At 59.9% G+C, this 24898-nt stretch carries 22 protein-coding genes; 19 read left to right on the forward strand and 3 right to left on the reverse strand.

Translation table 11 applies throughout. The features are described from left to right. Positions 1–27: 27 nt before the first annotated feature. On the reverse strand, positions 28–1074 hold the full coding sequence (locus SHEL_RS14210; protein ID WP_126513728.1) for a PDDEXK family nuclease: 1047 nt from the start codon (positions 1072–1074) through the stop codon (positions 28–30). A gap of 649 nt (positions 1075–1723) precedes the next feature. Here SHEL_RS14210 and SHEL_RS02615 point away from each other — a divergent pair. From SHEL_RS02615 to groL, 13 genes are all read left to right on the forward strand, one after another. Then, positions 1724–2173, forward strand: a complete 450-nt coding sequence (locus SHEL_RS02615; RefSeq protein WP_126513729.1) for a hypothetical protein — start codon at positions 1724–1726, stop codon at positions 2171–2173. Further along, positions 2173–2598: a PPC domain-containing DNA-binding protein gene (locus SHEL_RS02620; RefSeq protein ID WP_012797702.1), complete on the forward strand. Its 426-nt coding sequence runs from the start codon at positions 2173–2175 to the stop codon at positions 2596–2598. The genes SHEL_RS02615 and SHEL_RS02620 overlap by 1 nt, the downstream gene beginning before the upstream one ends. Positions 2599–2673: 75 nt before the next feature. Further along, complete coding sequence (locus SHEL_RS02625; protein ID WP_012797703.1) at positions 2674–4038, forward strand: CCA tRNA nucleotidyltransferase; 1365 nt, start codon at positions 2674–2676, stop codon at positions 4036–4038. Positions 4039–4214: 176 nt separating this feature from the next. Next, entirely contained in the window at positions 4215–4997 is a 783-nt protein-coding gene (locus SHEL_RS02630; RefSeq protein WP_012797704.1) for a CPBP family intramembrane glutamic endopeptidase, read from the forward strand. Further along, positions 4997–5935 carry a DMT family transporter gene (locus SHEL_RS02635; protein WP_012797705.1) on the forward strand — a complete coding sequence of 313 codons (939 nt, stop codon included), beginning with the start codon at positions 4997–4999 and terminating at the stop codon, positions 5933–5935. The genes SHEL_RS02630 and SHEL_RS02635 overlap by 1 nt, the downstream gene beginning before the upstream one ends. Positions 5936–6037: 102 nt before the next feature. Continuing rightward, positions 6038–6676: a Maf family protein gene (locus tag SHEL_RS02640; protein ID WP_012797706.1), complete on the forward strand. Its 639-nt coding sequence runs from the start codon at positions 6038–6040 to the stop codon at positions 6674–6676. 3 nt (positions 6677–6679) lie between these two features. Further along, on the forward strand, positions 6680–7765 hold the full coding sequence (gene tilS / locus SHEL_RS02645; RefSeq protein ID WP_012797707.1) for a tRNA lysidine(34) synthetase TilS: 1086 nt from the start codon (positions 6680–6682) through the stop codon (positions 7763–7765). Positions 7766–8103: 338 nt separating this feature from the next. After that, the gene (locus SHEL_RS02650; RefSeq protein ID WP_012797708.1) at positions 8104–9162 is read left to right on the forward strand and encodes an MBL fold metallo-hydrolase; all 1059 of its coding nucleotides are present in this window, start codon (positions 8104–8106) and stop codon (positions 9160–9162) included. A 51-nt stretch (positions 9163–9213) separates the two neighbouring features. Then, the gene (locus SHEL_RS02655) at positions 9214–9486 is read left to right on the forward strand and encodes an ACT domain-containing protein (protein WP_012797709.1); all 273 of its coding nucleotides are present in this window, start codon (positions 9214–9216) and stop codon (positions 9484–9486) included. Positions 9487–9523: 37 nt separating this feature from the next. After that, complete coding sequence (locus SHEL_RS02660) at positions 9524–10888, forward strand: PFL family protein (RefSeq protein WP_012797710.1); 1365 nt, start codon at positions 9524–9526, stop codon at positions 10886–10888. A 74-nt stretch (positions 10889–10962) separates the two neighbouring features. After that, on the forward strand, positions 10963–11823 hold the full coding sequence (locus tag SHEL_RS02665; RefSeq protein WP_012797711.1) for a TrmH family RNA methyltransferase: 861 nt from the start codon (positions 10963–10965) through the stop codon (positions 11821–11823). Between the two features lie 198 nt (positions 11824–12021). After that, positions 12022–12312, forward strand: coding sequence for a co-chaperone GroES (locus tag SHEL_RS02670; protein WP_012797712.1), 291 nt, complete (start codon positions 12022–12024; stop codon positions 12310–12312). A 41-nt stretch (positions 12313–12353) separates the two neighbouring features. Further along, positions 12354–13985, forward strand: coding sequence for a chaperonin GroEL (groL, locus tag SHEL_RS02675; RefSeq protein ID WP_012797713.1), 1632 nt, complete (start codon positions 12354–12356; stop codon positions 13983–13985). Between the two features lie 558 nt (positions 13986–14543). On the opposite strand, the gene msrB is transcribed toward groL, so the two are convergent. Both msrB and SHEL_RS02685 read right to left on the reverse strand, forming a co-directional pair. Then, positions 14544–15701, reverse strand: a complete 1158-nt coding sequence (gene msrB / locus SHEL_RS02680; RefSeq protein WP_012797714.1) for a peptide-methionine (R)-S-oxide reductase MsrB — start codon at positions 15699–15701, stop codon at positions 14544–14546. A 364-nt stretch (positions 15702–16065) separates the two neighbouring features. Then, the gene (locus tag SHEL_RS02685; protein WP_012797715.1) at positions 16066–17676 is read right to left on the reverse strand and encodes a sodium/proline symporter; all 1611 of its coding nucleotides are present in this window, start codon (positions 17674–17676) and stop codon (positions 16066–16068) included. Between the two features lie 218 nt (positions 17677–17894). Between SHEL_RS02685 and SHEL_RS02690 the strand changes: the two genes are divergently transcribed. The 6 genes from SHEL_RS02690 to SHEL_RS02715 all read left to right on the forward strand — a co-directional run bounded on the left by SHEL_RS02690 (position 17895) and on the right by SHEL_RS02715 (position 24547). Then, positions 17895–18437 (forward strand): metallophosphoesterase, encoded by a 543-nt coding sequence (locus SHEL_RS02690; protein ID WP_012797716.1) that lies wholly within the window; start codon positions 17895–17897, stop codon positions 18435–18437. A 330-nt stretch (positions 18438–18767) separates the two neighbouring features. Beyond that, complete coding sequence (locus tag SHEL_RS02695; RefSeq protein ID WP_012797717.1) at positions 18768–19514, forward strand: (Fe-S)-binding protein; 747 nt, start codon at positions 18768–18770, stop codon at positions 19512–19514. Between the two features lie 2 nt (positions 19515–19516). After that, a complete protein-coding gene (locus SHEL_RS02700; RefSeq protein WP_012797718.1) occupies positions 19517–20983 on the forward strand; it encodes a LutB/LldF family L-lactate oxidation iron-sulfur protein in 1467 nt (488 codons plus the stop codon). Next, positions 20980–21666: a LutC/YkgG family protein gene (locus SHEL_RS02705; protein WP_012797719.1), complete on the forward strand. Its 687-nt coding sequence runs from the start codon at positions 20980–20982 to the stop codon at positions 21664–21666. Before SHEL_RS02700 ends, SHEL_RS02705 begins: the two co-directional genes overlap by 4 nt. Before the next feature lie 135 nt (positions 21667–21801). Then, positions 21802–23238, forward strand: a complete 1437-nt coding sequence (gene aldA / locus SHEL_RS02710; protein ID WP_012797720.1) for an aldehyde dehydrogenase — start codon at positions 21802–21804, stop codon at positions 23236–23238. Positions 23239–23383: 145 nt separating this feature from the next. Further along, positions 23384–24547, forward strand: a complete 1164-nt coding sequence (locus SHEL_RS02715; RefSeq protein ID WP_012797721.1) for an FIST signal transduction protein — start codon at positions 23384–23386, stop codon at positions 24545–24547. Positions 24548–24898 lie beyond the last annotated feature (351 nt).

The raw sequence follows: 24898 nt of genomic DNA on the forward strand, positions 1-24898 counted from the left end.
TCGTTGCACAAGTGACCTTGGAAACTCTCATATGACGAACGAGGGTGCCTGATACAAGGGGAACGAGCCCGGAGTCAAGAGGTCCGGATGGACAAACTCCTGTTTTGGGAGGATGAGCTCGCGCAGGTCGTCGCGCATCATCAAGGACGCGTGGGATGGTGTACGCTTTCTTAGCTGCAGGGCGTTGAAAAGATCCCGCGCTGCAAGGTCCATTGCCTTTCGGTTGTACACGTCTGCTGAGGTGACTCGCTGCACGATGCATCCCTTGGAGGTGAGAATTCTGTCTTTTCGTCCGTCGCGGATGCTGGCATCTTTCGTGAAGTGCTGTCCGCCGTCAAACTCCCAGATGGCAATGATTTTGGTGCCATCCGGCAAAGTCCGCTCCCATACGATGTCCCCGTCGAATCCGGTGCGTCCGTCGTAGGGCCGCTCCGACTCGCTCAGGCCAAACCATTTGTTGCACACCGGGATGGGTGCGCCGTAGCCTCCCATTCTGACCGGAAGGCAAACGATGATTATGACTTTGGTTTCCATGGGTGACCAGGAGTTCTTAACTACGAACTTCAGGGCATGCATGGCCCTGGTACTTCCTCTTGTGCCCGGGAATCGCTTGATGAACGCCTCGATCTTGGCGGGTGTTGTCAGCGGGGCGGGCCTGGGTCCGTTGGGAAAATAGTATGGGCCAACAGTGTACGACCCGCACAATTCCATGCCAAGCTCAACAAGTTTTGCTTCGGGAAGCTTCAGCGCATATAGCAGATAAAGGAACTCGGGCGTAGGAATGCAGAGGTCATTGTCTACAATGCGGATCATGTCTCCTGTGATTTCTCCTGTCCAAAGACGATATTTGAAATCGTCGCTTTTGCGTATGGCAGATTCATCCGTGACAAGGACGGTCGTGTTGGGGAAATCACAGATGGCATTGTGTCTGGCAAGGTTGACATCCGACAGTTCGGACAGCGTTGCGTGTGCGTTGATATCCTTCATGAGGAGGCGGGCCTCGCGGCCATGCAGCGGCGCATCGAACGTCGCGAAGCGATTGGCTCGATACACATCTAGAGCGGTATGGTACACATCTAACCTCATGGAAAGTAGCGTACGCCCCAAACCTTGCCGATTTGTATGTAGACTTTGCATCAAAACATGCCCAAAACCTGGACTGAATCTGAGCCAAGCCTGAATTCTTCCTGAGTATTAAAAGAAAGCCCCAGGTCAAATTGCTATAGTCTCTACGTCTCTCAAATTGTATATCGTCGGTGCCGTTTGGGAGGTCTGCTATCTCGGTCGGAGGGGCTATGCGGCGTCTTTTCTGCTGGGACCCCGCCGAGCGACCTTTGCGTGGGCTTGTGCAACGAGAATCGCAAATCGTGTGCACTTAAGGGGATAATCTGTCGGAATGGACCCCATCTGATGGTATTTCAGACGACACTCAGCTATCTTTGAACAAAGATATGCAACATAATGCAATGAAATGTGGCGTAAAATGCTTGCCAATGACTGAGATGAACTAGCGGTATTGCAGACTATCCCCTTAAGTGCACGCGAACATGATTTCTCGTTGCACGGCGGGGGAATTGGGGCCGAATCGCGTGGCGGGCGGCGACCGACGGCGGGTATATAATGCATGAAATAGGCTGGCGGGCCGCGCAGATACCTGCAGGCACCCCATGAACACGGGTTTGCTCAGGCGGGCATTTCGGCGCTGCGAAACGAACGGCGGTGTGTGATGGAAAACATGGTTGATGAGCTGCTGAACAGTCAGTATTGGGTTATCGACATGCTTCCGAAACAAGTGCCGTCGAACTCGGGCGGCCAGTTTTTCGAGGTGGAGCGCCTGGTGCTGAACTCGTCGCGCATAGCCGCTCTGCACGACCGGTTTGCCAGCATATTGCTGAAACTGAACTGCTACTATGACATCGATGTGAACTGGGGTGCGGATGACGGATGGCAACACAATCCCGAGCCGTCGCAGCTGGCGGAACGGATTGCGACAATGCCGTCGAACGGATACGTCCGTATGGTGCTCCCTGCGGAGCCCGCGCTGATCACCATCAGCGGCGACGACATGTGCATGACGTTGTACGGCGCGTCAAAAACCCTTGTTGAACTGGTAAAACCGTTGGCTCAGGCCGAGGGGCTGTTCGTGTGGCAGCCCAACGTCGAGGAGGCATGATGCAATACAGAAGAGAAGGCGACCGCATTCTGATCAGGGTCGACAAAGACGAGGAAATCGTCCAGACGATTCTGGACGTGTGCCGAAAAGAAGCAGTACGCGGAGGTGTCTTCGTCGGCATCGGCGGATGCGACTGGGCCAACGTGGGGTCGTACGTTCCGGAAAAGGGCACGTTCAAGGACCACGAAGTGGCGGGCGTGCTGGAAATGGTCTCCCTGAACGGCAATGTGACCGAAGAGGACGGGGAGCTGGCCGTCCACGCCCATGTGGCGTTCTCGTCGTTTGAAGGCGATGCGTGCACGACGGTCGCGGGGCATCTGCTGAGCGCGCACGTCTGCTTTACGGCCGAAATCCTCCTGACCGTGACCGGGCCGATCGGAAAGGTGCTCGACCCCCGTGCGGGCATCATGGTGTGGGATCTGTAGCGGAATCCGAAAGGCTTGGCGTGGTCTGCGGCGGCACCCTGTGCGCGCCAGCGGACAACGCAAAAGGTGGTGTGCATGCAGTACGACAACGCCGAAATGGCACGCAAGATTGCGGAGCAGGTCGACCGGCATGGCGGTCGGACGTTCTACGTCGGCGGCATGGTGCGCGACCGCCTGCTGGGCCGCGAGAACAAGGACATCGACATCGAGGTGCACGGCATACCCGCCGATGAGCTGGGCCGTATACTGTCCGAGCTGGGCGAAGTGACCGCGATGGGCGCAAGTTTCGGAATCTTCGGACTGAAGCATTACGATGTGGACATCGCCATGCCTCGCAAGGAGAATGCGACGGGGCGCGGGCACAAGGACTTCGAGGTGTTCACCGATCCGTTCCTCGGGCCCGAAAAGGCGGCCATGCGTCGCGACTTCACGATGAATGCCCTGATGGAAGACGTGCTGACCGGCGAGGTGCTGGATTTCTTCGGTGGGCAGGAAGACATGCGGCGCGGCGTCATCCGCCACGTGAACGACCGCACCTTCGCGGAGGATCCGCTGCGCGTGCTGCGGGCGGCCCAGTTCGCGGCGCGGTTCGGCTTCCGCGTGGCGGACGAAACCGTGGCCCTGTCCAGCCGGATGGACCTGTCGGCGCTGTCCAGCGAGCGCATCGTCGGCGAGATGGACAAGGCCATGCTGAAGGCGGCCAAGCCGTCCATCTTCTTTAACGAGATGCGCGCCATGGACCAGCTGGATGTGTGGTTTCCCGAACTGAAGGCCCTCATCGGCGTCGAGCAGGAGCCGGCGTTCCATCCCGAAGGCGACGTGTGGAACCATACGATGCGGGTGGTCGATCTGGCTGCGGGGTTGCGCGGCCAGGCGTCGAACCCGAGGTATTTCATGTATGCGTCTTTGGTGCATGACCTGGGGAAAATCGTGACAACCCAGGTGATTGACGGGCGCATCCGCGCGTTCGGGCACGAATACGAAGGCGTCCCCATCGCCAAGACGTTCCTCGGCCGGCTGACGAACGAATCGGGACTGATTCGGTACGCGACCAACATGATGACGCTGCACATGCGGCCCAACATGCTGGCGGCGCAGCACGCAGGCCGAAAGCCGTACATGAAGCTGTTCGACGAGTCGGTATCGCCCGAAGACCTGTTGCTGCTGTCCGAGGCGGATTTCTGCGGCAGAGACGTCGATTCCAGCACGTATACGTACGGTGCGATTCTCCAGGAGAACCTGGCGTTTTACCGAGATGCGATGGCGAAGCCCTTCGTGCAGGGCCGCGACTTGATCGATGCGGGTTTCGAGCCCGGGCCGGATTTCGGCGAGGCGCTCGAACTAGGCCATAAGCTGCGGATATCGCTGGTGTCGAAGGAGCATGCGTTGCCGCAGGTGCTGGCGTTCCTGCGCAGGTCGCGGGGCATTCGAAACGACTGATACGGACGCGTGGGGGCGCAACGGCGCAACGGCGAAGCGCCCGGTTTGGGTCCGGTCGTGAGGGCGGCCCGGCGTAGCCCCGGCGCAACGGCGAACGCGCCAATGCGGGAAACTGTTTGAAGCGTCGGATGCATCTGCATTGCGCAGGTATAATGCCCACTATGAAAAAACTGCTCATGACAATTCTGAAGTTCACGGTGTTCTTCATCGGCTGGGCCGTGATGGCGGCCTTGGTGCCTGTGCCCGATGTCGGCGACGCCGCGCTGTGGCGCCTGTGCGCCGAAGCCGAACCCTTGGGCGTCCTAATCGTGTTCACGCTGGCGTTTTGGCTGATGGAGCGTCGGCGCGTGAAGCTGCACCTGATAGGCGAGGCGTCTCGGGCGACGCTCGTGGGCGTGCTCGGCGGCGTGATTTGGACGGGCATCGTCGTGAACATGCTGTTCGCGTTGGACGCCATATCCATCGATACGGCCGACGGGGCGTCTCCGCTGGTCGTTTGGGCGGCGGCGCTGCTGCTCAACACCGTAATGCAGGAGCTGCTGATTCGCGGATACCTTTACCGCATGCTGGACGCTTCATACAACAAAGCAGCGGCCGTGCTGGTCACCACGGCGCTGTTCACGTTCCTGCACGGCGGCGCCATCGAAGCGGGGCCGCTGGCGGTGGCCAACGTGGTGGCCATGAGTTTGCTTATGTGCGCGGTGCTCGAATGGACTGGGTCGCTCATCGCGCCCATCTGCATGCATTTCATCTGGAACTTCGTGTGCGGTCTGGTGCTGGGCGGCATTTCTCTGGCCGACGACTACCCGAGCATATTCGTTATGGCCGCAACGGGCAACCCGCTGCTGTCCGGAGGTTCGTACCTGATTGAAGCCAGTGTGGTGACGCTGGCAACGAGCCTGGTCATGGCCTTGGTGTTCGCCATTCTGACTTTCGTGCGCGTTCGGAAGGGGAATTAGTGTCAAACGGGGCTGAGCACACGCAGGCTGCAGGCGCGATTGAGAAGGTGGCTCCGCTGTTCGTCTTGTTGGCAGCCACGTTGTGGGGCACTATGGGCATCTTCGTGCACGGTCTGGACGAGGCGGGCCTGCAAACCATGGACAAGGTTTTCCTGCGGTCGCTTGTGGCAGTCGCCATGATTGCGGCGTACATGCTCGCCTTCGACCGTTCGGCGTTCAAGGTCCGGCCGCGCGACCTGTGGTGCTTCTTCGGGACGGGCATCTGCAGCATGGTGTTCTTCAACTTCTGCTATTTTCAGACCATCATGCACGTGTCCATGTCGTTGGCAGCGGTGCTGCTGTATACCGCGCCGGCGTTTGTGCTGGTCATGTCCCATTTCTTGTTTAGCGAAAGCCTTACGGGGCGAAAGATTCTGGTGCTGGCCATCGTGTTCGTCGGGTGCGTGCTGGCAACAGGCGCGCTGGGTGGCGACCTGTCGGTGGCGCCGCAATGGGTTCTGGTCGGCCTAGGCGCGGGCTTCGGGTATGCACTCTATTCGATTTTCGGCCGGTTCGCTCTGGACAAAGGCTACAGTTCGGCGACCATCACCCTGTACACGTTCGTTTTCGCCACGGCGGGCTCGGCTCTGGGCGCCCATCCCGTACAGGATGTGGCGCTGGTGGCGTCCGACGGGGGCCTGTTCCTGCTGATTTTGGCATTAGGCCTGGTCAACACCGTGTTGCCGTACATTCTCTACAACAATGGCCTCAAGCATATGGACACGGGTAAGGCGGCCATTCTTGCGACGATTGAGCCAGTGGCGGCCACTTTGTTCGGCATCGCGTTTTTCGGAGAAGTTCCCTCGCTGGCAGGCGTTATCGGCATGGCAATGGTCATCGGCGGCATCGTGCTACAGTCTTTGTCCGAAGGCCGCGACGGCGAAGCAATCAATCGGTAACAGCCTGCCCAAACCCTGGCGTATTCATGGTGAAGGGCTGACGCGCTGTTGCGGCGGGTACAATGATGTACGTGTGAAGAACCGAAATGCAATCGAGGACACATGGCACAGAGTTTCGATATCTTTCTGGCAAGCGGCAGCCCGCGCCGCCGCGAGCTTCTGACGCGCGAGGGCGTGGACTTCTCGGTCCGCACTGCCGAGGTTGACGAGTATTTGACCATCGACGAGCGTCGCGATCCTGAACAGGCTGCAAAGTCGTTGGCCGAACGCAAGGCCCGCGCATCGGTGGAAGCCCTGCTCAACCAGGACGGATACACCGGCATGGCGGCGGTCATCGCGGCGGACACCATGGTGGTGCTCGACGGCGAAATTTACGGCAAGCCTGTCGACGAAGACGACGCCATGCGTATGCTGGGCGAGCTGTCCGGACGAACGCACCAGGTCATTACGGGCGTTTCGGTGTGGCTGATGCATGCGCCGGCAGATAATCCCGAGGAGCTGTCGCTGGGCTTCCGCAGTTTCGCCGAAACGAGCCACGTGCGTTTCAAAGACCTGGACGAAGGGATTATCGCTTGGTACGTGGGTACGGGCGAGCCCATGGACAAGGCGGGTGCCTACGGCATCCAAGGTCTCGGCGGCGATTTGGTGGCCGATGTCCGCGGCGACTTCGACAACGTGGTCGGCCTGCCGGTAAAACGGCTGGTGGCGGACTTCGCCGACGTGTTCGGATTGGAGGAATAAGGCATGGCCGAACGGATGGCGCTGATCGACCGCGTCCGTACGCTGATCGACGATCGGTCTATGGTAAGGACGGGCTCGCCAGTGCTGCTTATGGTAAGCGGCGGGTCGGACTCGACGGCTCTGGCCTACGCCGCCGCCGAGCTGCGCGACGAAGGCCGACTGGGCACGGTGACCATGCTGCACGTGAACCACAAGCTGCGGGGCGAAGCCTCCGACGGCGATGCTGCGTTCACCCGTAGACTTTCCGCTCACCTGGGCATTCCTCTGTTCGATTGTGAAATCGACGTGCCGGCGCTGCTAGCTAACGGCGGCAATATGGAAGCCACCGCGCGCGAGGAGCGTTACCGCGCCGTGCGGGAGGCCCTGGAAAGCACCTGTTCACACACGGGGTATGACCTGGAGGACGCCAGCGCGTTCACGGGACACACCGCTGACGACAGGGTGGAAAGCTACTTCATGCGGACCATCGTGGGCACGGGACCCGGCGGGTTGCGCGCCATGAGCCACGTCTCGTGGGTCAACGGCTGTCGCATCTGCAGACCGCTGCTGGAGTGTTCCCGTGATGAGCTGCGGGAATACATTCGCAGCCGTCCGGGTGCCATCGCCGACGAACTGGGCAACCTATGGCGCGAGGACGCCACCAACGGCGATACGGACCATTTCCGCTCGTACGTGCGCCATGAGCTGGTGCCGCGTGCCATGGAGCGCAATCCGCAGCTGCTGGCCACGCTGACGCGCACGATGAACCAGATCGCCGACGAAGACGACATGCTGATCGCCCGCACGAAGGACCTTCTGGTACGTTTCGGAGTGCCGCTGGGGTCGAGCCCCAGAGAAGGGTTCATCATGTCGCCCGAAATCGGAATGGAGCCGAAGGCCATGCAGCGCCGTGTGGTGTATCGCCTGCTCAGCCTCATGCTGCCTCCTACGGCGCGCATCGAATCGGCCAGCGTGGAAGCCTGCGTGGAGGCCATCGGAAACCACGGGTACGTGGCCAACATCCAGGGCGACATCGCCGTCTCCTTCAACAAGCACGGCCTGCGCCTGGAACCCATGGCGGCCTTCCGAGCCCGTCGCAATCGCGTCTAACCTGGGGCAACGAACGCGGGACATCGGGGACGGAGGGTATTGTCCCTTCGTTGACACGCGTCGGTGGGACAATGGGGCATCGTAGCCCTTTGTCCCGAAAGACAGGGCGAGGACCGTTTCCCTTTGCCCGGCATTGCGGCAGAATGGGACAAAAGGGACTGCCCCATTGTCCCAAAGAGCGGGATGAGGGTCGGCCACTTTGCCCGGCATTGCAGCAGCCGTTTCCCCTTGGAACCCCGCATATGATACGTGCATGCTCGCTGGCGGGATGATTTCTCGAATTGCGTCCTGCAATCGGATATGATTGTTGGCGGAATTCGACCGGAAAGAAGCAAAACATGTCTGAGTCTGAAAACATGCCAATCAAAGTCGGCGATGCCGGTGCGCTCGAGGTGATCGACGAGAACATCGTCAAACTGTGCGCCGACCCGGAAATATACAAGATTATCGTTCCCTTCGAGAACTATTCGACCAGCGCGACGAACTGCTATGTGATTCGCGACGCAGGTGAGGTCCTGATTGTGGACACGGGCGCCCCCACCGACGAAGCGTGCGAGGTGCTCGTCGAAAGCCTGGGCAAACTGGGCGTAGACCCTCACAAGGCGTCGTATTTCCTGACCCACTTCCATCTGGACCACGCTGGCCTGGTGGACCGCCTGGTCGACCGCAGTATGCCGCTGTACCTGAGCTATGCCGACTTCATCCACATGGTGCGCGCCCGCACGGTTTCGTACCGCAACGAGGTTATCGAGCGCATGGGTAAGGAAAACATCGCCGACAGCCACGAGGAATACACCATGCGGTTCGGTGTTGGCCTGGACAGCTTTGACGAACACGGCCGCAACCTGCACCTGATGGAGGAAGGCGACGTCATCAAGGTGGGCACGCTAGAACTGCAGGTCATGCTCACGGCTGGCCACACGCCGGGCCACTTGTCGCTTTACGAGCCTAAGAGCCGCAGCCTGTTCTGCGGCGATCACATTCTGTTCGTCATCTCGCCGGGCCTGGCCCTGCGACCCGATTTCGACAACACGTTGGATACCTACATCTCCAACCTGCGCCGCGTGCAGGAACTGGCTCCGGTCCGGCTGCTGTACTCACACGGTCGCCTGCGGGGCGACTGGAACGAACGCATCGAGTGGCTGATCAAGCACCATCTGGACCGCGTCGAGGAGGCACAAGGCATTATCGAGCGTGCGCCTGGCATGTTCGGCAAGCAGATCATCCAAACCATCAAATGGAACGTGCCTTACGACAACTGGGAAGACATTCCTGTCATGCAGCGCTGGTGCATCCTGGAGGAAGGCATCGTTTTTCTGGATTATCTGGTCAATCGGGGGAGTATCATCCGCGAGGAAGACGAATCGGGTTTGTACCGTTATTATGCATCACATTAGTTTCATGCACCACATTCTTACTGTACGGGCTGTCAACTGAAAAGGGGCATTATGAACAAGGCCATCATCACGGTCGTCGGCAAGGACACGGTGGGCATCATCGCACGTGTCTGCACCTATCTCTCCGAGCACCAAGTCAACGTTCTGGACATCTCCCAGACCATCATCGACGGGTTCTTCAACATGATGATGATCGTTGATTACACCAATGCCACTGTCGAATTCGCCACCATGGTCGACGAGATGGAAGAGCTGGGCGAACAGATCGGCGTGCGCATCCGCTGCCAGCGCGAGGAAATCTTCACGAAGATGCACCGCATTTAGATTTCGCCGCTGACGTGCGAAGATAAGGAACCGTTACATGCTGAACATAATGGAGGTCCACGAGACCAACAAGATGATCGAGCAGGAAAAGCTCGACGTCCGCACCATCACGATGGGCATCAGCCTTCTGGATTGCGAGGGCAGCACCGTCGATGAGCTGTGCGAATCCATCTACAAGAAGATCACCACTTACGCGAAGGACCTGGTCTCCACGGGCCAGGCCATCGAGCGCGAGTTCGGCATTCCCATTGTGAACAAGCGCATTTCCGTCACGCCCATCTCGCTGGTGGGCGCCCGCGTGTGCAAATGCCCGGAGGACTTCGTCAAGATCATCCACGCGCTGGACCGTGCCGCATGCGATATGGGTGTGAACTTCCTCGGCGGCTATTCAGCCCTGGTCAGCAAGGCCATGACCCCGGCCGAACGCATGCTGATCGAGTCGATTCCCCAGGCTCTGGCCGAAACCGAGCGTGTGTGCGCCAGCGTCAACGTGGGCTCCACGAAGACCGGCATCGATATGGATGCCGTGCGTCTCATGGGCGAGATTGTGAAGAAGACTGCCGAAGCCACCGCCGACCGCGACTCGCTGGGCTGCGCCAAGTTGGTTGTGTTCTGCAACGCGCCTGATGACAACCCGTTTATGGCGGGTGCTTTCCATGGTGTGACCGAGGGCGACGTCGTCATCAACGTGGGCGTTTCCGGCCCGGGCGTTGTGAAGAAGGCTCTGGAAGCCGCCCGTGGCGAGAGCTTCGAGGTGCTGTGCGAAACCATCAAGAAGACCGCGTTCAAAATCACCCGCATCGGCCAGCTGGTCGCCCAAGAGGCGAGCCGCAGGCTGGGCGTGCCTTTCGGCATCATCGACCTTTCGCTGGCGCCGACCCCTGCCGTGGGCGACTCCGTCGGCGAAATCCTCGAGGAAATCGGCCTGGAGCAGGTGGGCGCACCCGGCACTACCGCGGCGTTGGCCCTGCTCAACGACCAGGTGAAAAAGGGCGGCATCATGGCGTCCAGCTACGTGGGCGGCCTGTCTGGCGCGTTCATCCCCGTGTCCGAGGACAAGAACATGATCGACGCCGCCACCGCCGGCGTGCTCACGCTGGAGAAACTCGAGGCCATGACCTGCGTGTGCTCTGTGGGCCTGGATATGATCGCTGTTCCCGGTGACACGCCTGCGACCACCATCGCCGGCATCATCGCAGATGAGGCCGCCATCGGCATGATCAACCAGAAGACGACCGCGGTCCGCCTGATTCCCGTTATCGGCAAGGGCGTCGGCGAGGTCGCCGAATTCGGCGGATTGCTCGGCTGGGCTCCCATCATGCCGGTGAACCCGAAGGGCTGCGAGACTTTCGTCACCCGCGGCGGACGCATCCCGGCGCCGGTCCACAGTTTCAAGAATTAAGTTCCGAACACATAGTGCGGAGCATGTGCGGTTGACGCATGTGCTCCGTTTTTTATTGCGAGAAAGGTTTCAGCATGTCGTTTGTCGAGGTAGAAACGTTGGACGACCCTCGGTTGGACGCCTATGCGCGTTTGACCGAGGCGCAGCTGCGCAACAAGCTGGAACCTGAAAAAGGCATCTTCATCGCTGAAAGCCTCAAGGTCATCGACCGGGCACTTGCGGGCGGTATGGTGCCCCTGTCTGTGCTGATGACGCCCGAGTGGATGGACGCCGCCGCCGACATGCTCGAACGTATCCAGCAGGCGGGGGAGGGCGGCGCCGACGTACCTATATATGTAGGGCCTGCCGATGAACTGCAGAAACTGACTGGCTTCAAGCTGACTCGGGGTATTCTGTGCGCCATGCGGCGTCCGAAGATGCCGAGTGCCGAAGACCTGCTTGCCACCTGCAGAAACGGAGGACCGGCCCGTCGGGTGGCGGTGCTGGAAGGCATCGTCGACCACACGAATGTCGGAGCCATTTTCCGTTCGGCGGCCGCGCTCAACGTGGATGCGGTTTTGGTCACGCCGACGTGTTGCGACCCGCTTTATCGTCGTGCCGTGCGCGTTTCCATGGGTACTGTGTTTCAGGTGCCATGGACCCGTTTGGGTGAAGATGTGCACGATTGGCCTGGTCAGGGACTTGAACGGCTGCATGCTTTGGGGTTCAAGACGGCTGCCATGGCCCTGTCCGACGATTCCGTATCCTTGGGAGATCCCACCTTGGCTGCCGAGGAGAAGCTGGCATTGGTATTCGGGACCGAAGGGGACGGGTTGAGTCCTCGCACGATTGCGACCTGCGATTATACGGTCCGCATTCCGATGTCGCATGGTGTGGACAGCCTCAATGTGGCTGCCGCCAGCGCTGTGGCGTTCTGGGAACTCTGCGCACGGTAAATAAATCGAAAATCTAGCCGTTGATGCCCAAAGATGACGCGAAAGCAACATTTAGTCTTAGGCACTTAGATTTTCTGAAAAGGCTCTTGCAACTCATCCAACGGGTGCTAGACTGTAGCACTGTTAGCAGTCGAGCACGTCGAGTGCTAGCACTCTGAACATTTGGTAATTAAGGTTTTACTAGAAAGGTGAATCCTCATGAATCTGAAACCTTTGGGAGATCGCGTTATCGTCAAGCGCGACGAAGCTGAAACCGCTACCGCCTCTGGCCTGCTGATTGCTTCTTCGGCAAAGGAGAAGCCCCAGACCGGCATCATCTTGGCTGTCGGCGAAGGCAAACTGGACAAGGACGGCAAGCTCATTCCTGTTCCTGTGAAGGAAGGCGACCGCGTTCTGTACGGCAAGTTCGGCGGCTCCGAAATCACCGTTGACGGTGAAGAAGTCCTGATTCTGAGGGCTGACGACCTGTACGCCGTGTACACCGACTAACTGTTCTTTGGTATCAAGCCGCTTGAAAGGAAGCAACTCCAATGGCTAAAGAGATTAAGTACAATACCGACGCGCGCAGCAGCCTTGCCGCCGGCGTCACCAAGCTTTCCGACGCCGTCAAGGTCACCCTTGGCCCCAAGGGCCGTTATGTCGCCCTTGAGCGTTCCTATGGTGCTCCCACCATCACCAACGACGGTGTGACGGTCGCTCGTGAAATCGAACTCGAGGATCCCGTGGAGAACATGGGTGCCCAGCTGGTCCGTGAAGCTGCCACCAAGACCAACGATGGCGCTGGCGACGGCACTACCACCGCAACGCTCCTGACCGACGTCATCGTCACCGAGGGCCTGCGCAACGTTACCGCCGGTGCAAACCCGCTGGCTATCCGCCGCGGCATCGACAAGGCCACCGAGGCCATCGTCAACCAGATCAAGGCTGACGCAATTGAGATTTCCGACCAAGAGCAGATTGCCAACGTCGGCACCATCTCCGCAGGCGACGCAGCCATCGGTCAGAAGATTGCCGAGGCCATGCAGATCGTCGGCAAGGACGGCGTCATCTCCGTTGAGGATTCCAACACCTTCGGCATCGACATCGACACCGTCGAGGGCCTGCAGTTCGACAAGGGCTACATCTCTCCCTACATGGCTACCGATATGGAGCGCATGGAGGCTGTTCTGAAGAACCCTGTCATCCTGCTCACCGACCAGAAGATCAGCAACATTCAGGAGATTCTGCAGCTGCTCGAGCAGGTCATGCAGTCCGGTCATCCGCTGCTGATCATCGCTGAGGACATCGAGGGCGAGGCTCTGGCCACCATCCTGTTGAACAAGCTGCGCGGCACCTTCCAGTGCGTTGCCGTCAAGGCTCCTGGCTACGGCGACCGTCGTAAGCGTATGCTCGAGGACATCGCCATCGTCACCGGTGGCACGGTCATCACTGCCGACTTCGGCATGACCCTGTCCGAGGCCACCGTCGACATGCTCGGCAGCGCCAAGACCGTCAAGGTCAGCAAGGACAACACCACGATCATCGACGGTTCCGGCGACGCAAACGCCATCAAGGAGCGCGTTGACCAGATCAAGGCCGAAATGGATGTCACCGAATCCGAGTTCGACCGCAGCAAGCTGCAGGAGCGCCTGGCCAAGCTGGCCGGCGGCGTGGCCGTCCTGAAGGTCGGCGCTGCAACCGAGTCTGAGCTCAAGGAGAAGAAGTCCCGCATCGAGGACGCTCTGCAGGCAACCCGTGCAGCCGTCGAAGAGGGCATCGTCGCTGGCGGCGGCGTGGCTCTACTGGACGCTCTGCCGGCTCTGGATGCCGTCGAGTGCGAGAACCATGACGAGGAAGTCGGCGTTGCCATCATCCGCAAGGCTCTGGAGGCTCCGCTGCGCACCATCGCTCAGAACGCTGGCTACGAAGGCAGCGTTATCGTCGAGCGCATCAAGGGTATGGAGAAGGGCCAGGGTCTGAACTGCGCCACCGGCGAGTATGGCGACCTGGTTGCCATGGGCGTCGCCGATCCTGTGAAGGTCACCCGCACCGCTCTCCAGTCCGCTGTTTCCGTTGCCGGCCTGATCCTCATCACCGAGGCAACCGTCAACGAGATTCCGAAGGACGGTCCGGACCTGTCCGCTCTCGCTGGCGCTGCCGGCGGTATGGGCGGCATGATGTAATCAAGCCCAAAAGAAACGAGCCCCTTCGGGGGCTCGTTTCTTTTGGAGCGAAGTTGACGCTGCGGGGCGGCACGGCCACCGATATTCTCCCTGCGAGCAGCCCTCACGTACGCCAGTACGCTACGGGCTGCTCTCGGGGAATCTCGGTGGCCGTGCCGCCCCTCGCTGTCTCACCATGGGCGTTCCGCAACAAACGGAGACCGTCCCGCCGGGGCGCTGTTGCTTCGCAAAGCGCGCCCCTTCACTGCCTTGCTCGCGGAGACCGTCCCGCCGGGGCGCTGTTGCTTCGCAAAGCGCGCCCCTTCACTGCCTTGATCGGGGAAGGCCGTCCCGCCGGGGCGTTGTTTGCCTTCGGCAAAAGCACGCCCCTTTGGTGCCTTGCTCGCGGGGGCCGTCCCGTCGGGGCGCTGTTGCTGCGCAAAGCGCGCCCCTTCGGCGTCCCGATCGCGGAAGGATGTTCCGTTCGCAGAGGCTGTTCCGGTGGGGTGGGTTCGCTGAGATGTGTCCCTAGTGGCACAGTTTTGTGTCAGAAGGACGCGTCCCTAGTGACACACGGGGCTATTCCCAGCTGTAGGTTTCGCAAAGGGGCATGTATTCGGCGTAGCCTTCGGCTTCCATTTCCTCGTACGGTATGAAGCGGAGGGCGGCGCTGTCAATGCAGTAGCGTAGGCCACCTTGGCTTGCAGGCCCGTCGTTGAACACGTGGCCCAGATGGGAGTCGCCGACTCGGCTGCGCACCTCGGTGCGGTTCAGACCCCAGCTATTATCAGGCACTTCGACGAGAACGTCGGGATCGATGGGCTTTGTAAACGCCGGCCAACCGCAGCCTGAATTGTATTTGGCAGACGATGCGAACAAGGGCTCGCCGGTCACAATATCGACGTAAAGGCCGGGTGCCGTGTTGTCGTGGTAGTCGTTCTGGAAGGCGGGCTCGGTACCATTATTCTGGGTCACCTCATACTGCATGTCGGTCAGATTGTCCTGAATCTCATCATCGGACGGACGCGAATACAGGCTGGGATCGACCTTGATTTCGGAGGGCTGTGTCTCGTCGGCCCCTTCTTCCAGCTCAACCTGGTCAAGCGAGCTGAAGTCGATGTGGCAGTATCCGTCCGGGTTCTTCTGCAGATAATCCTGGTGGTACTCCTCTGCCAGATAGAAGTTCTCAAGCGGACCGAGCTCCGTTGCCAAGGAGCTTTCGTATTGCTGCTCGACCTCGGCAAACACCAACTGGATGGTCTGCAGGTCGGCTTCGTCGACGTAGTACACGCCGGTGCGGTACTGCTCGCCTCGGTCGTTGCCCTGTTCATTCACGCTCAAAGGGTTGATGATCATGAAAAACTGCCTGGTCAACGTGGTAAGGCTGATAATCGAGGGGTCGTATTGCACATGCACGGTTTCTGCGAAGTGGGTGTCTCCGTAGCAGACCTCCTCGTATGTGGGGTTTTCGGTCGTTCCGTTCGCATATCCCGAGGTCACGTCGTATACGCCAGGTATTCGGGAGAAATATTCCTCGACGCCCCAGAAGCACCCGCCGGCAAAGTAAATGTCTTTCAGGTTGTTCGTATCTATCTGGGATTTCATAGCTTCTGCCTCCGATTTCTGTTCGCCGGCGCTTTCCTTGGGCGGCAGGTCCGACGCCGTCGTCGCGCATCCGACCAGAATCGTCACCAATGCGCCCAAAAGAACGATGATGCTGAAAAGGTGCTTGTCCACGCTCAGCTCCGTTCAATCGTATGTATCCTGGTCAACATTGTAACAAGCTTGGGTTTAGGCATGCGTTGGGGAGGCATCTTGTAAACCTTCGGAGATATTTGCGACAGAAGTTTTGAACAAAGGCTTTGGGGCAGAAGGCCTACGGCATGAAATGCTTGCGGGTGCTTTGAGGATGAAGGTGCCCACGCGAAGACAACGCACTATGCCCAGGGCGCGTTGTGGCGAAAGCATCCGCATGAAGTCGCTGGAACATGTCCGGGGCACTATGGGGTGAGGGCGTCAGGGTCGACCGGGTTTGAATGGACTGTAGAAACAAAAAGGCCGGGCGGAAAACCCGGCCTAAATGATGGATGGGGTTGTCGGCCTACGCGGTGACGTCGCCTTCCAGAACCAGTTCCAGGTTGCGCTCGCCTTCGATATCGTTGTCCATGTAGTGATCGAACTCGTCGTAGATGCTCTGATCAGGCTCTTTGGTCAGAAGCGAGACAACTACGATGGCGATGCAGCCGCACAGGAATGCGGGGCCCAGCTCGTAGATACCGAAGATGCCGCCGATGGGCTTGATCAGATTGTGCCAGATGAGCACCATGCCCGCGCCGGTCAGCATGCCGGCGATGGCACCTGCTTTGTTGGTGCGGCGCCAATACAGGCTGAAGAGCATCAGCGGGCCGAAGGATGCGCCCAGGCCGGCCCAAGCATAGGACACGACCGTGAAGATGACGGAGTTGGAATCCCATGCCACGACGATACCGAAAATGAGCACCAGCGCCAGGGTGATGCGGGAAACGATGAGCACCTGGTCGTCGGTGGCGTCCTTCTTGAACAGCGCGCGGTAGATGTTTTCGGCCACGGACGATCCCGTGATCAGCAGGTACGACGAAGCGGAGGACATCGATGCAGCCAGAATGCCGGAAACCACGATGCCGCAGAGGAATGCGGGAAGCATCATCTTGGACAGGACGATGAAGATGGTCTCGGCGGAAGAGGAGGTCAGAAGCTCGCTGGGGATGATGTAGCGGCCGATCAGTCCGATCATGACGGCGCAGAACATGGAGATGACGACCCACACCACGGCGATGTGACGAGAGGTCTTGATTTCCTGCTGAGAACGGATGCCCATGAAGCGGACGAGCACCTGCGGCATGCCGAAGTAGCCAAGGCCCCAGCTCATGGTGGAGATGATGGTGATGATACCGTAAGTGGCGGGCTCGTCGAACAGCGGCATTCCGTTCTCGACCATCTGCGTGCCGGTCTCGTCAACCATCGGCACGGCCATGGTGGTCATGGACAGATAACCGGGGATGTCGCTCAGGAAGGCCACGGTGTTTTCGAGGCCGCCGGCCATGGTGATCGAGCCGATGACCACGACGGCCAGCGCGAAGAACATCAGGCAGCCCTGGACGAAGTCGGTGGCGACGACGGACAGATATCCGCCGACCATGGTGTACAGGAACACGATGAGAGCGCCGAGGACCATCATGGAAGCGTAGTCCAGACCGAACAGGGTGTGGAACAGGCGGCCGCAGGTCACAAAGCAGCTGCCGCAGTACACGCTGAAGAAAACGAGGATGATGACGGCGGCGATGGTACCGATTGTCTTCTTTTCGTCATGATAGCGGTTGGAGAAGAACCCGGGGATGGTGATGGAGTCGTTTGCCACCACGGAGTACCGGCGTAGGCGCTCGGCCACGAACTTCCAGTTGAGGTACGTGCCCAGAGCCAAGCCGATGGCCGTCCAGCCCACGTCGGACGCGCCCGTGAAGTAGGCCAGGCCGGGCAGACCCATGAGCAGGTAGCCCGACATGTCCGAGGCTTCGGCGGAAAGGGCCGTGAACCAGGGGCCCACCTTGCGGCCGCCGAGGAAGTACTCGGAGGTCGACGAGTTGGAACGCTTCGCATACACGAAGCCGATGGTCAGAACCACCACGAAGTAAATCAGAATCGCAAATACGATGATTGCGTCGCTGTTTTGCATGTTTTCCCACCTTGGTTGCATATTCAATCAGTCATAAAAAGGCCTGATGCATATTACTACAATTGGATGCAGTGCAAGCCGAGGCAAACGAAACTCTTTCATGAGCGGCGCGGTAACCACGTAAACATTACACGTCGCTGTTTACTATTCAGCAAAGGGGGTTTCTCGAATTCATGTATCATATGGAACGTGAATTCGGCCAAGAGAAGGGAGCCTCCATGGATTATTTCACCAGCGACCTTCACTTCGGCAGCGTCGATGTGGCCCAGCTGTCGAACAGGCCCTTCGACAGCATCCTGGACATGAACGAATGCATCATCCGCAATTGGAACGAGCGCGTGAAGCCCGATGACAAGGTCTATATCATCGGCGACTTCATGAACCGCGCCGAAACCAATCCCGAGCATTACCTCTCGCAGCTGCCCGGCCGCAAGCACCTCATCATCGGCAACCACGACCACGGTTGGACGCAGCGCATCGACGTGGACGAATGGTTCGAAGCTGTCGAGTACATGACGGAGATTCTGAGCGGGGGACACCTGATCACGCTCTGCCACTACCCGCTTATGGAATGGCACGGCGGCCGCCACGGTGCGTTCCTCATCCACGGGCACCTGCACGACCGTCGCGACGCGCCGTTCTGGCCGCTGCTCCAGCGCTACAAAACCGCCTTGAACGCAGGTGTGGACATCAACGGGTTTGCGCCGGTCACCTTCGGCGAGCTTGTGGAGAACAACCGCCGCTGGAAGCAGATGGACTAGCTGCCGAAAAGCTGGGCGAATTTGGTGCGGGACTTGCTATATCCGCTGGTCAGATTATGAATCGTTGTCCGGGCGCGAACGCTGATCGCGACCAGGTTGCAACGTATCCAGTACCCGTTCGCCCACCCTTTGGCGCCAGCGGGGCTAAGCGGCGGAAACGCATCTTGCGGCCTGCCGAATCATAAAAAACATGCATCAAGTTCTTCAACGCAAAGCGCGCCATCAACTGCGAATTGAATTACAATAAGAAGCGACATGTCGCGGGGGCCTAGCGGCTGCCGTGGATGTCTTCTTGCTTAGGAGTCCTCATTCAGCAAGGGGGTATTTGCCATGAAGATTGCTCTTTTTCCGGGGTGCATGGTCGACATGATCTACCCGGAGACAGGCATTGCGGCTGTCAATGTTCTGGAGCGGCTTGGCTGCGAAATCAGCCTGCCGGATAAGCAAGTGTGTTGTGGGCAGGGACTTGTGAACTCAGGGTACGCGGACGGCACGAGGTCCGTGGCCAAAAACACCATCAAAGCCTACGACGCCTGCAAGGAAGACTTCATCGTGTCTCTAACGGGTTCTTGTATGAACGCCATCGTCAACGACTATCCGCCGTTGTTCGAAGACGACCCGGTCTTTTCCGCCAAGCTTCGCTCAGTCACGTCTCGTTTTCGCGAGTTCACCCAGTTCATCGTTGACGAGCTGGGCGTAACCGATGTGGGCGCAAGCTTCCCGCACACCGTCACGTTCCATAAGAGCTGCCACAGCACGCGTCTTTTGGGCATCAAGGAGCAGCCGCTCAAGCTGCTGGACAATGTGGCGGGCCTTCAATATATAGAGATGGAACACGCCGACCGCTGCTGCGGCTTCGGCGGAACGTTCTCCTTCAAAGAGCCTGAGATTTCCGGCGAAATGGTTCGCGAAAAATGCCGGACCATCATCGAATCGGGGGCCGAGGTGGTCACCGGCGTCGACTCGCCGTGCCTGATGAACATCAAGGGCGCCCTCTCGCGCATGCGCAGCACCGGCGAACTGGACCGCGACATCCGCGTCATGCACATCGCCCGGATTCTGGATGCGAAGGAGTAGCCATGGCCATTCTGTACAACACCGACCAAAACCTCCGCGAGCGCGCATCGTCCTGCATTGAAAACGACTTCAAGCACAATGCCATCGAAACCGCGCAGGAGACCTTCTACGTCAAGCGCGGGCAGCTGGTTGAGGAAATGCCCGATTGGGAAATCATCCGCGACCGCGCCGCTGCCATCCGCAACGACGTGACCAAGAACCTCGACTTCTACGTCAAGCAGTTCGCCGAGCGGGCCGAAGCCAATGGATGCATCATGCATTACGCGCCCGACGGGGAAGATGCGCTGTGGGAGATCCTGGGTATTTTCGCCGACCACGGTGCCGCCCATGCGGTCAAATCCAAGAGCATGATGTCTGAGGAAATCGGGCTGAACGAGGTGCTGGAGCAGGCCGGCGTCGACATCATCGAGACCGACTGCGCCGAGAACATCCTCCAGACCGCCGGTGACAAGCCGTCCCACATCGTGGTGCCGGCCCTGCATTTCGACCGCGAAGCCATTGCCGAGCTCTATCGCAAGAAGCGCGGTTACGAAGGCTCTTCGGTTCCCGAAGAGATCACCCACTTCCTCCGTTCCATCCTGCGTGAGGAATTCCTCGCAGCCGAAGTCGGCGTGCGCGGCTGCAACTTCGCCGTGGCCGAGACGGGTTCCACCACGCTGGTCACCAACGAAGGCAACGGCCGCATGGTCGACACCTACCCGAAGGTCCAGATTATCCTGGTGGGCATCGACCGCATCGTGCCCGACCTGGAGGCGCTGGACACCATGATGTGCCTGTTGCCCCGCAGCGCTGTGGGTGCCAAGATGACCGCCTACTTCTCCGTGGATTCCGGCCCGCGCAAGCCTGGCGAGGTCGACGGTGCAGAAGAGGTCCACATCGTCATTATGGACAACGGCCGCCACACCCTGATCAACACCGAGTTCGAAGCCATGCTGCGCTGCTGCCGCTGCGGAGCCTGCCTCAACATCTGCCCCGTGTATCGCCACATCACCGGTCACGGGTACGGATCGATCTACCCCGGCCCCATGGGCATCGTGCTTACGGCGGCCCTGGAAGGGTATGACAACCTGGGCGGCATGCCCTTCGCCTGTTCGCTGTGCGGCGCCTGCGCGGAGCATTGCCCGGTCGAAATTCCGCTGCACGATCTGATCAGGCAGCACCGCATCAACATGGTCGAGGAGCACAAGAATAACCCGGTGGAGGTTCCCATTTTCAAGGGCTTGGAGCTCATGTGGTCGAACCGCGCCGTATACGGCACCGCCATGGCGGCAGGCCGGCCCATCATGAAAGCCCTGGCAGACGGCGAGAAGGGCGCCATGGACGAAAGCAGCGCCTGGATTCCCATCGTCAAAGGTTGGACTTCTAAACGCGATTTCGATGTGTTGGCCCCCGAACTGTTCCGCACGTGGTTCAAGAAGCACAAGAAGGAACGCAATGCGGGTTCTGAGGAAGGAGGGCAAGACCGATGATCGGCAACAAGACCCTTGAAGACCTGTTGAGGCCCATATCCGAAAGCCTTGGGCGCGCCGAAGTTCCGTCGCAGGTCAACCGAGATAAGGATGCGTATCCTCTGCCGCGTCGCGTGACCGACGGCATGGATGCCGCCGCGCTGACGGACCTGTTCGCCTCCGAGGCGGGAAAGATCCGCGTAACCGTGCACCGCTGCGCAGCGGGCGAGGCCCCTCAGGTCGTGGCCGGCATTGTGGCCGAAGAGCCCGGCGACGTCGTGCTCGCAGGCGACAATCGGCTGGCTGCCCTGGACCTGGTTCCCGCCGTCACGCAGGCTGCCGCCGGCAACGCCGTGACCGTTTGGAATCCGAATGATGCCAATGCGGTGGCTTCGGCCGAAAAGGCCCGGTACGGCGTGACCTTCGCCGCGGCTGGCATCGCCGAGACCGCCACCGTCGTGCAGCCCGCCAGCACCTTGTGCGGCCGCTCCGTAAGCCTGCTTCCGCTTACGCACATCGCCGTTGTGGATGCCGCCGACATCGTTGGCACTATGGCGGATTACCTGCGAACCGTGGACAAGGATGCGCTGCCGTCGCAGATCTGCTTCATCAGCGGGCCTTCTGCCACGGCGGACATCGAGCTTGTGCGTGTCGAAGGCGTGCACGGCCCCATGTACGTTCACTACGTCATTCTGGAAAATTAACAACCGCGGGACCTGGTCGTGCCCGAACCAGGTCCGATGCTGCTTATTCGGGCATTGCTAGGGTTTCATGTCCGGCGGATCCGGATGGGAAATGGACAAGGTTCATGTACGACTGACACTAGGAGGTTATTGTCCATGAAGCAGTACCAGCTCTACATCAACGGTGAATTCCTCGACAACGGCGATCGTGAGATGCTCGACGTTGTCAACCCGGCAACCGAGGAGGTCATTTCTCAGGTGCCGAAGGCCACGGAGGAGGACGTGGCTGCTGCCGTCGACGCGGCCTACGAGGCTCAGAAGGCTTGGGGCAAGGTCCCGGCCATCGAGCGCGCCGAATGGCTCAACAAGCTTGCCGACAAGGTCGACGAGAATCGCGAGCTGTTTGCCCAGACCAATACCGCCGAAATGGGCAAGCGCATCAACGAGTCCCGCGACGAGGCCACCTGGCTGGGCGTGTACTTGCGCTACTACGCGAGCCTGGCCCGCACCATCAAGGGCGAGATCATCACGTCCGACTCTCCCAACGAGAACATCTTCCTGTATAAGAAGCCCATCGGCGTGTGCGCCGGCATCATGCCCTGGAACTTCCCGCTCTTCCTCATCGGCCGCAAGGTCGCTCCCGCTCTGGTCTGCGGCGATACCGTCGTGCTGAAGCCGTCCAGCGACAGCCCCAACGGCTGCTTCGAGTTCGCGAAGCTCTGCGACGAGATCGGCCTGCCCAAGGGCGTCGTGAACGTCGTCTCCGGCTCCGGCGCCGTCGTCGGCAACGGCCTGTCCGGCAACCCGAAGGTCGCCATGGTCTCCATGACCGGTTCCACGCCCGTTGGCAAGCAGATCATGAAGAACTGCGCCGAGAACGTCACCAAGGTCTCCCTCGAGCTGGGCGGCAACGCTCCGTTTATCGTCATGGACGACTGCGATCTGGACGCGACCATCGAGAACTGCTTCAACTCTCGTTACTACAACTGCGGCGAGGTCTGCAACGCGGCCGAGCGCGTCTATGTCCAGGCTGGCATCTATGACGAGTTCGTCGCCAAGATGACCGAGCGCGTCGCAGCCGCCAAGGCCGGCGACCCGCTGGACGAATCCGTCGACATGGGCCCGATGGTCAACGCCAAGCAGCGCGAAATCGTTCTCGACCTCATCCAGAGCGCCCGCGACGAAGGCGCCAAGATCGTCGTCGGCGGTAACGCCATCGAAGGCAAGGGCTACTTCATCGAGCCGACGCTCATCGTCGACTGCGACCATGACATGCGCATCATGCGCGAGGAGATTTTCGGCCCGGTCATGGCAGTCTCCAAGTTCGAGACCCTGGACGAGGCCATCGAGAAGGCCAACGACACCAATTACGGCCTGACCTCCTCCATCCACACCACCGATTTCGACACCGCCATGCGCGGCCTGAACGAGATCAACTTCGGCGAGATCTACGTCAACCGTCATCACTTCGAAGCCTTCCAGGGCTTCCATGCAGGCGTCCGCCAGTCCGGTCTGGGCGGCGACGACGGCGAGCACGGCCTTGAGGAATTCCTCGAGACGCACATCGCCTACGTCGACTACAAGCTGGGCTAACACCCGCAATCATATGGGCCGCAGGCGGTGCTTTTGCCGCCTGCGGCTCCCGTTGATGGAAGGAACGTTCTTTTCATCAGGCAAAACAAGATTGATGGAATGATGCGTTTCTATTATTTCTGTTTTTGCGAGTAGGGAGTTTCATATGAAGGGTTTTGTCGCAACATCCACCGCCGCAACTGCCGCTGAAGCCGGCAAAGATGTAGCCGCGAAGATTGCGGCCGGCATCGAGGGCGCCAAGGTGGCCATGGCTTACGGCAGCTGCGCATACGACTCGGCAGAGCTTCTGGCTGCCGTGGCGGCAGAGCTGCCTGGCGTGCCTGTGGTGGGCAACACGTCGTTTACCGGCATTATCACTCCCGAAGGATACGTGGGCGGCGACACCCCGTTCTTCGGCATCTTGGCTCTGGGCGGCGATGACCTGGTCGTCGGCACGGCCGGCGCTCCCCGCGGCGAGCAGTGTCCCCGTAAGACCGGCGCCGAGCTGGCAAAGGCCGCTATGGCCGCAGCCGGCAAGGACTGCGCACCGGCCTACTGGTATATGGTCGCCTCTCCCGCCGAGGAGGAGTACTACATCAAAGGCGTGACCGACGTCATCGGCCGCGTTCCCTTCTTCGGCGGCTCCGCTGCGGACAATTCCATCGCCGGCGAGTGGTGGATGTACAACGGCACCGAAACGTTCCAGGACGGCTGCGTCGTCGCGTTCTTCTACACCGACGCCCCGTTCGCCAACAAGTTCACCGGCGCCTATGCCGAAACCGACGACTTCGGCGTGGTCACCAAGATGAACGGCGACCGCGGCATCGCCGAGATCGACGGCAAGCCGGCTCTGGAAGTTTACGCAGGTTGGCGCGGCATGCCGGTCGACCAGCTCATGGGCGGCGACCTGCTGGTTGCTTCCATCGTGAGCCCGCTGGGCTTCAAGGATCGTCTGGGCGACCTGACGCTGATCCGCCATCCTATGGGCGGCAACGAGGACATGTCCATCGCCGTGGGCGGCAAGGTCGTCGAAAAGACCTGCGTCGTTCGCATGGAAGGCGACGTGGATTGCCTGGTCAACTCCGTGGCCAAGACAGTGGGCGAGCTGAATGAGAAGGCCGGCGCCAAGCCTGCAGCCTACTTCTTCGTGCATTGCGGAGGACGTCGTGCCGCCATCGGCGACCGCATCGACGAGGTGGCGGATGCATTCGTGAAGGCTGCGGACGGTGTTCCGTTCCTGGTCGAGTTCACTTTCGGCGAGTACGGCTTCGAGGACGACGGCCTCAACGCTGTGGGCGGCCTCATGCTGTCCTTCACCGCGCTCGGCTAAGGCTTCACGCACATAGCACCAGATAGGGAAGGGGCCTTGCGCCCCTGGGACAAAGGGGACAGTCCCCTTTGTCCCATTTTTTTGCGGCTAGTGTGTCAGTAGGGATGTGTCCCTACTGACACACTTTTGAGTCAGTAGGGACACATCCCCGTCCAGCCAGTCTGCTCCTCTGGTCCGAAACCAGCTTCTGCGCCAAGAAAAACAAGTAGTGTACGACTTTTCGGCGCCGCTTCGATATCGAGATTACCCATCTCTGAAGAACCCCAGGTCAGACGCGTGCCGATACGACATGCGCAACCCGCATCTTCATGAGGTCGTACACTAGTTGATATTCTTGGCAGAAAACGAGGT

This window comes from Slackia heliotrinireducens DSM 20476 (assembly GCF_000023885.1).
Lineage (GTDB): Bacteria > Actinomycetota > Coriobacteriia > Coriobacteriales > Eggerthellaceae > Slackia > Slackia heliotrinireducens.

What these genes read in the sequence shown, in the direction of transcription:
- SHEL_RS02620 (WP_012797702.1), top strand. Translation starts at nt 2,173, where the DNA reads ATGCAATACAGAAGAGAAGGCGACCGCATTCTGATCAGGGTCGACAAA.
- SHEL_RS02625 (WP_012797703.1), top strand. Translation starts at nt 2,674, where the DNA reads ATGCAGTACGACAACGCCGAAATGGCACGCAAGATTGCGGAGCAGGTC.
- SHEL_RS02630 (WP_012797704.1), top strand. Translation starts at nt 4,215, where the DNA reads ATGACAATTCTGAAGTTCACGGTGTTCTTCATCGGCTGGGCCGTGATG.
- SHEL_RS02640 (WP_012797706.1), top strand. Translation starts at nt 6,038, where the DNA reads ATGGCACAGAGTTTCGATATCTTTCTGGCAAGCGGCAGCCCGCGCCGC.
- tilS (WP_012797707.1), top strand. Translation starts at nt 6,680, where the DNA reads ATGGCCGAACGGATGGCGCTGATCGACCGCGTCCGTACGCTGATCGAC.
- SHEL_RS02650 (WP_012797708.1), top strand. Translation starts at nt 8,104, where the DNA reads ATGTCTGAGTCTGAAAACATGCCAATCAAAGTCGGCGATGCCGGTGCG.
- SHEL_RS02655 (WP_012797709.1), top strand. Translation starts at nt 9,214, where the DNA reads ATGAACAAGGCCATCATCACGGTCGTCGGCAAGGACACGGTGGGCATC.
- SHEL_RS02660 (WP_012797710.1), top strand. Translation starts at nt 9,524, where the DNA reads ATGCTGAACATAATGGAGGTCCACGAGACCAACAAGATGATCGAGCAG.
- SHEL_RS02665 (WP_012797711.1), top strand. Translation starts at nt 10,963, where the DNA reads ATGTCGTTTGTCGAGGTAGAAACGTTGGACGACCCTCGGTTGGACGCC.
- SHEL_RS02670 (WP_012797712.1), top strand. Translation starts at nt 12,022, where the DNA reads ATGAATCTGAAACCTTTGGGAGATCGCGTTATCGTCAAGCGCGACGAA.
- groL (WP_012797713.1), top strand. Translation starts at nt 12,354, where the DNA reads ATGGCTAAAGAGATTAAGTACAATACCGACGCGCGCAGCAGCCTTGCC.
- SHEL_RS02685 (WP_012797715.1), bottom strand. Translation starts at nt 17,676, where the DNA reads ATGCAAAACAGCGACGCAATCATCGTATTTGCGATTCTGATTTACTTC.
- SHEL_RS02690 (WP_012797716.1), top strand. Translation starts at nt 17,895, where the DNA reads ATGGATTATTTCACCAGCGACCTTCACTTCGGCAGCGTCGATGTGGCC.
- SHEL_RS02695 (WP_012797717.1), top strand. Translation starts at nt 18,768, where the DNA reads ATGAAGATTGCTCTTTTTCCGGGGTGCATGGTCGACATGATCTACCCG.
- SHEL_RS02700 (WP_012797718.1), top strand. Translation starts at nt 19,517, where the DNA reads ATGGCCATTCTGTACAACACCGACCAAAACCTCCGCGAGCGCGCATCG.
- SHEL_RS02705 (WP_012797719.1), top strand. Translation starts at nt 20,980, where the DNA reads ATGATCGGCAACAAGACCCTTGAAGACCTGTTGAGGCCCATATCCGAA.
- aldA (WP_012797720.1), top strand. Translation starts at nt 21,802, where the DNA reads ATGAAGCAGTACCAGCTCTACATCAACGGTGAATTCCTCGACAACGGC.
- SHEL_RS02715 (WP_012797721.1), top strand. Translation starts at nt 23,384, where the DNA reads ATGAAGGGTTTTGTCGCAACATCCACCGCCGCAACTGCCGCTGAAGCC.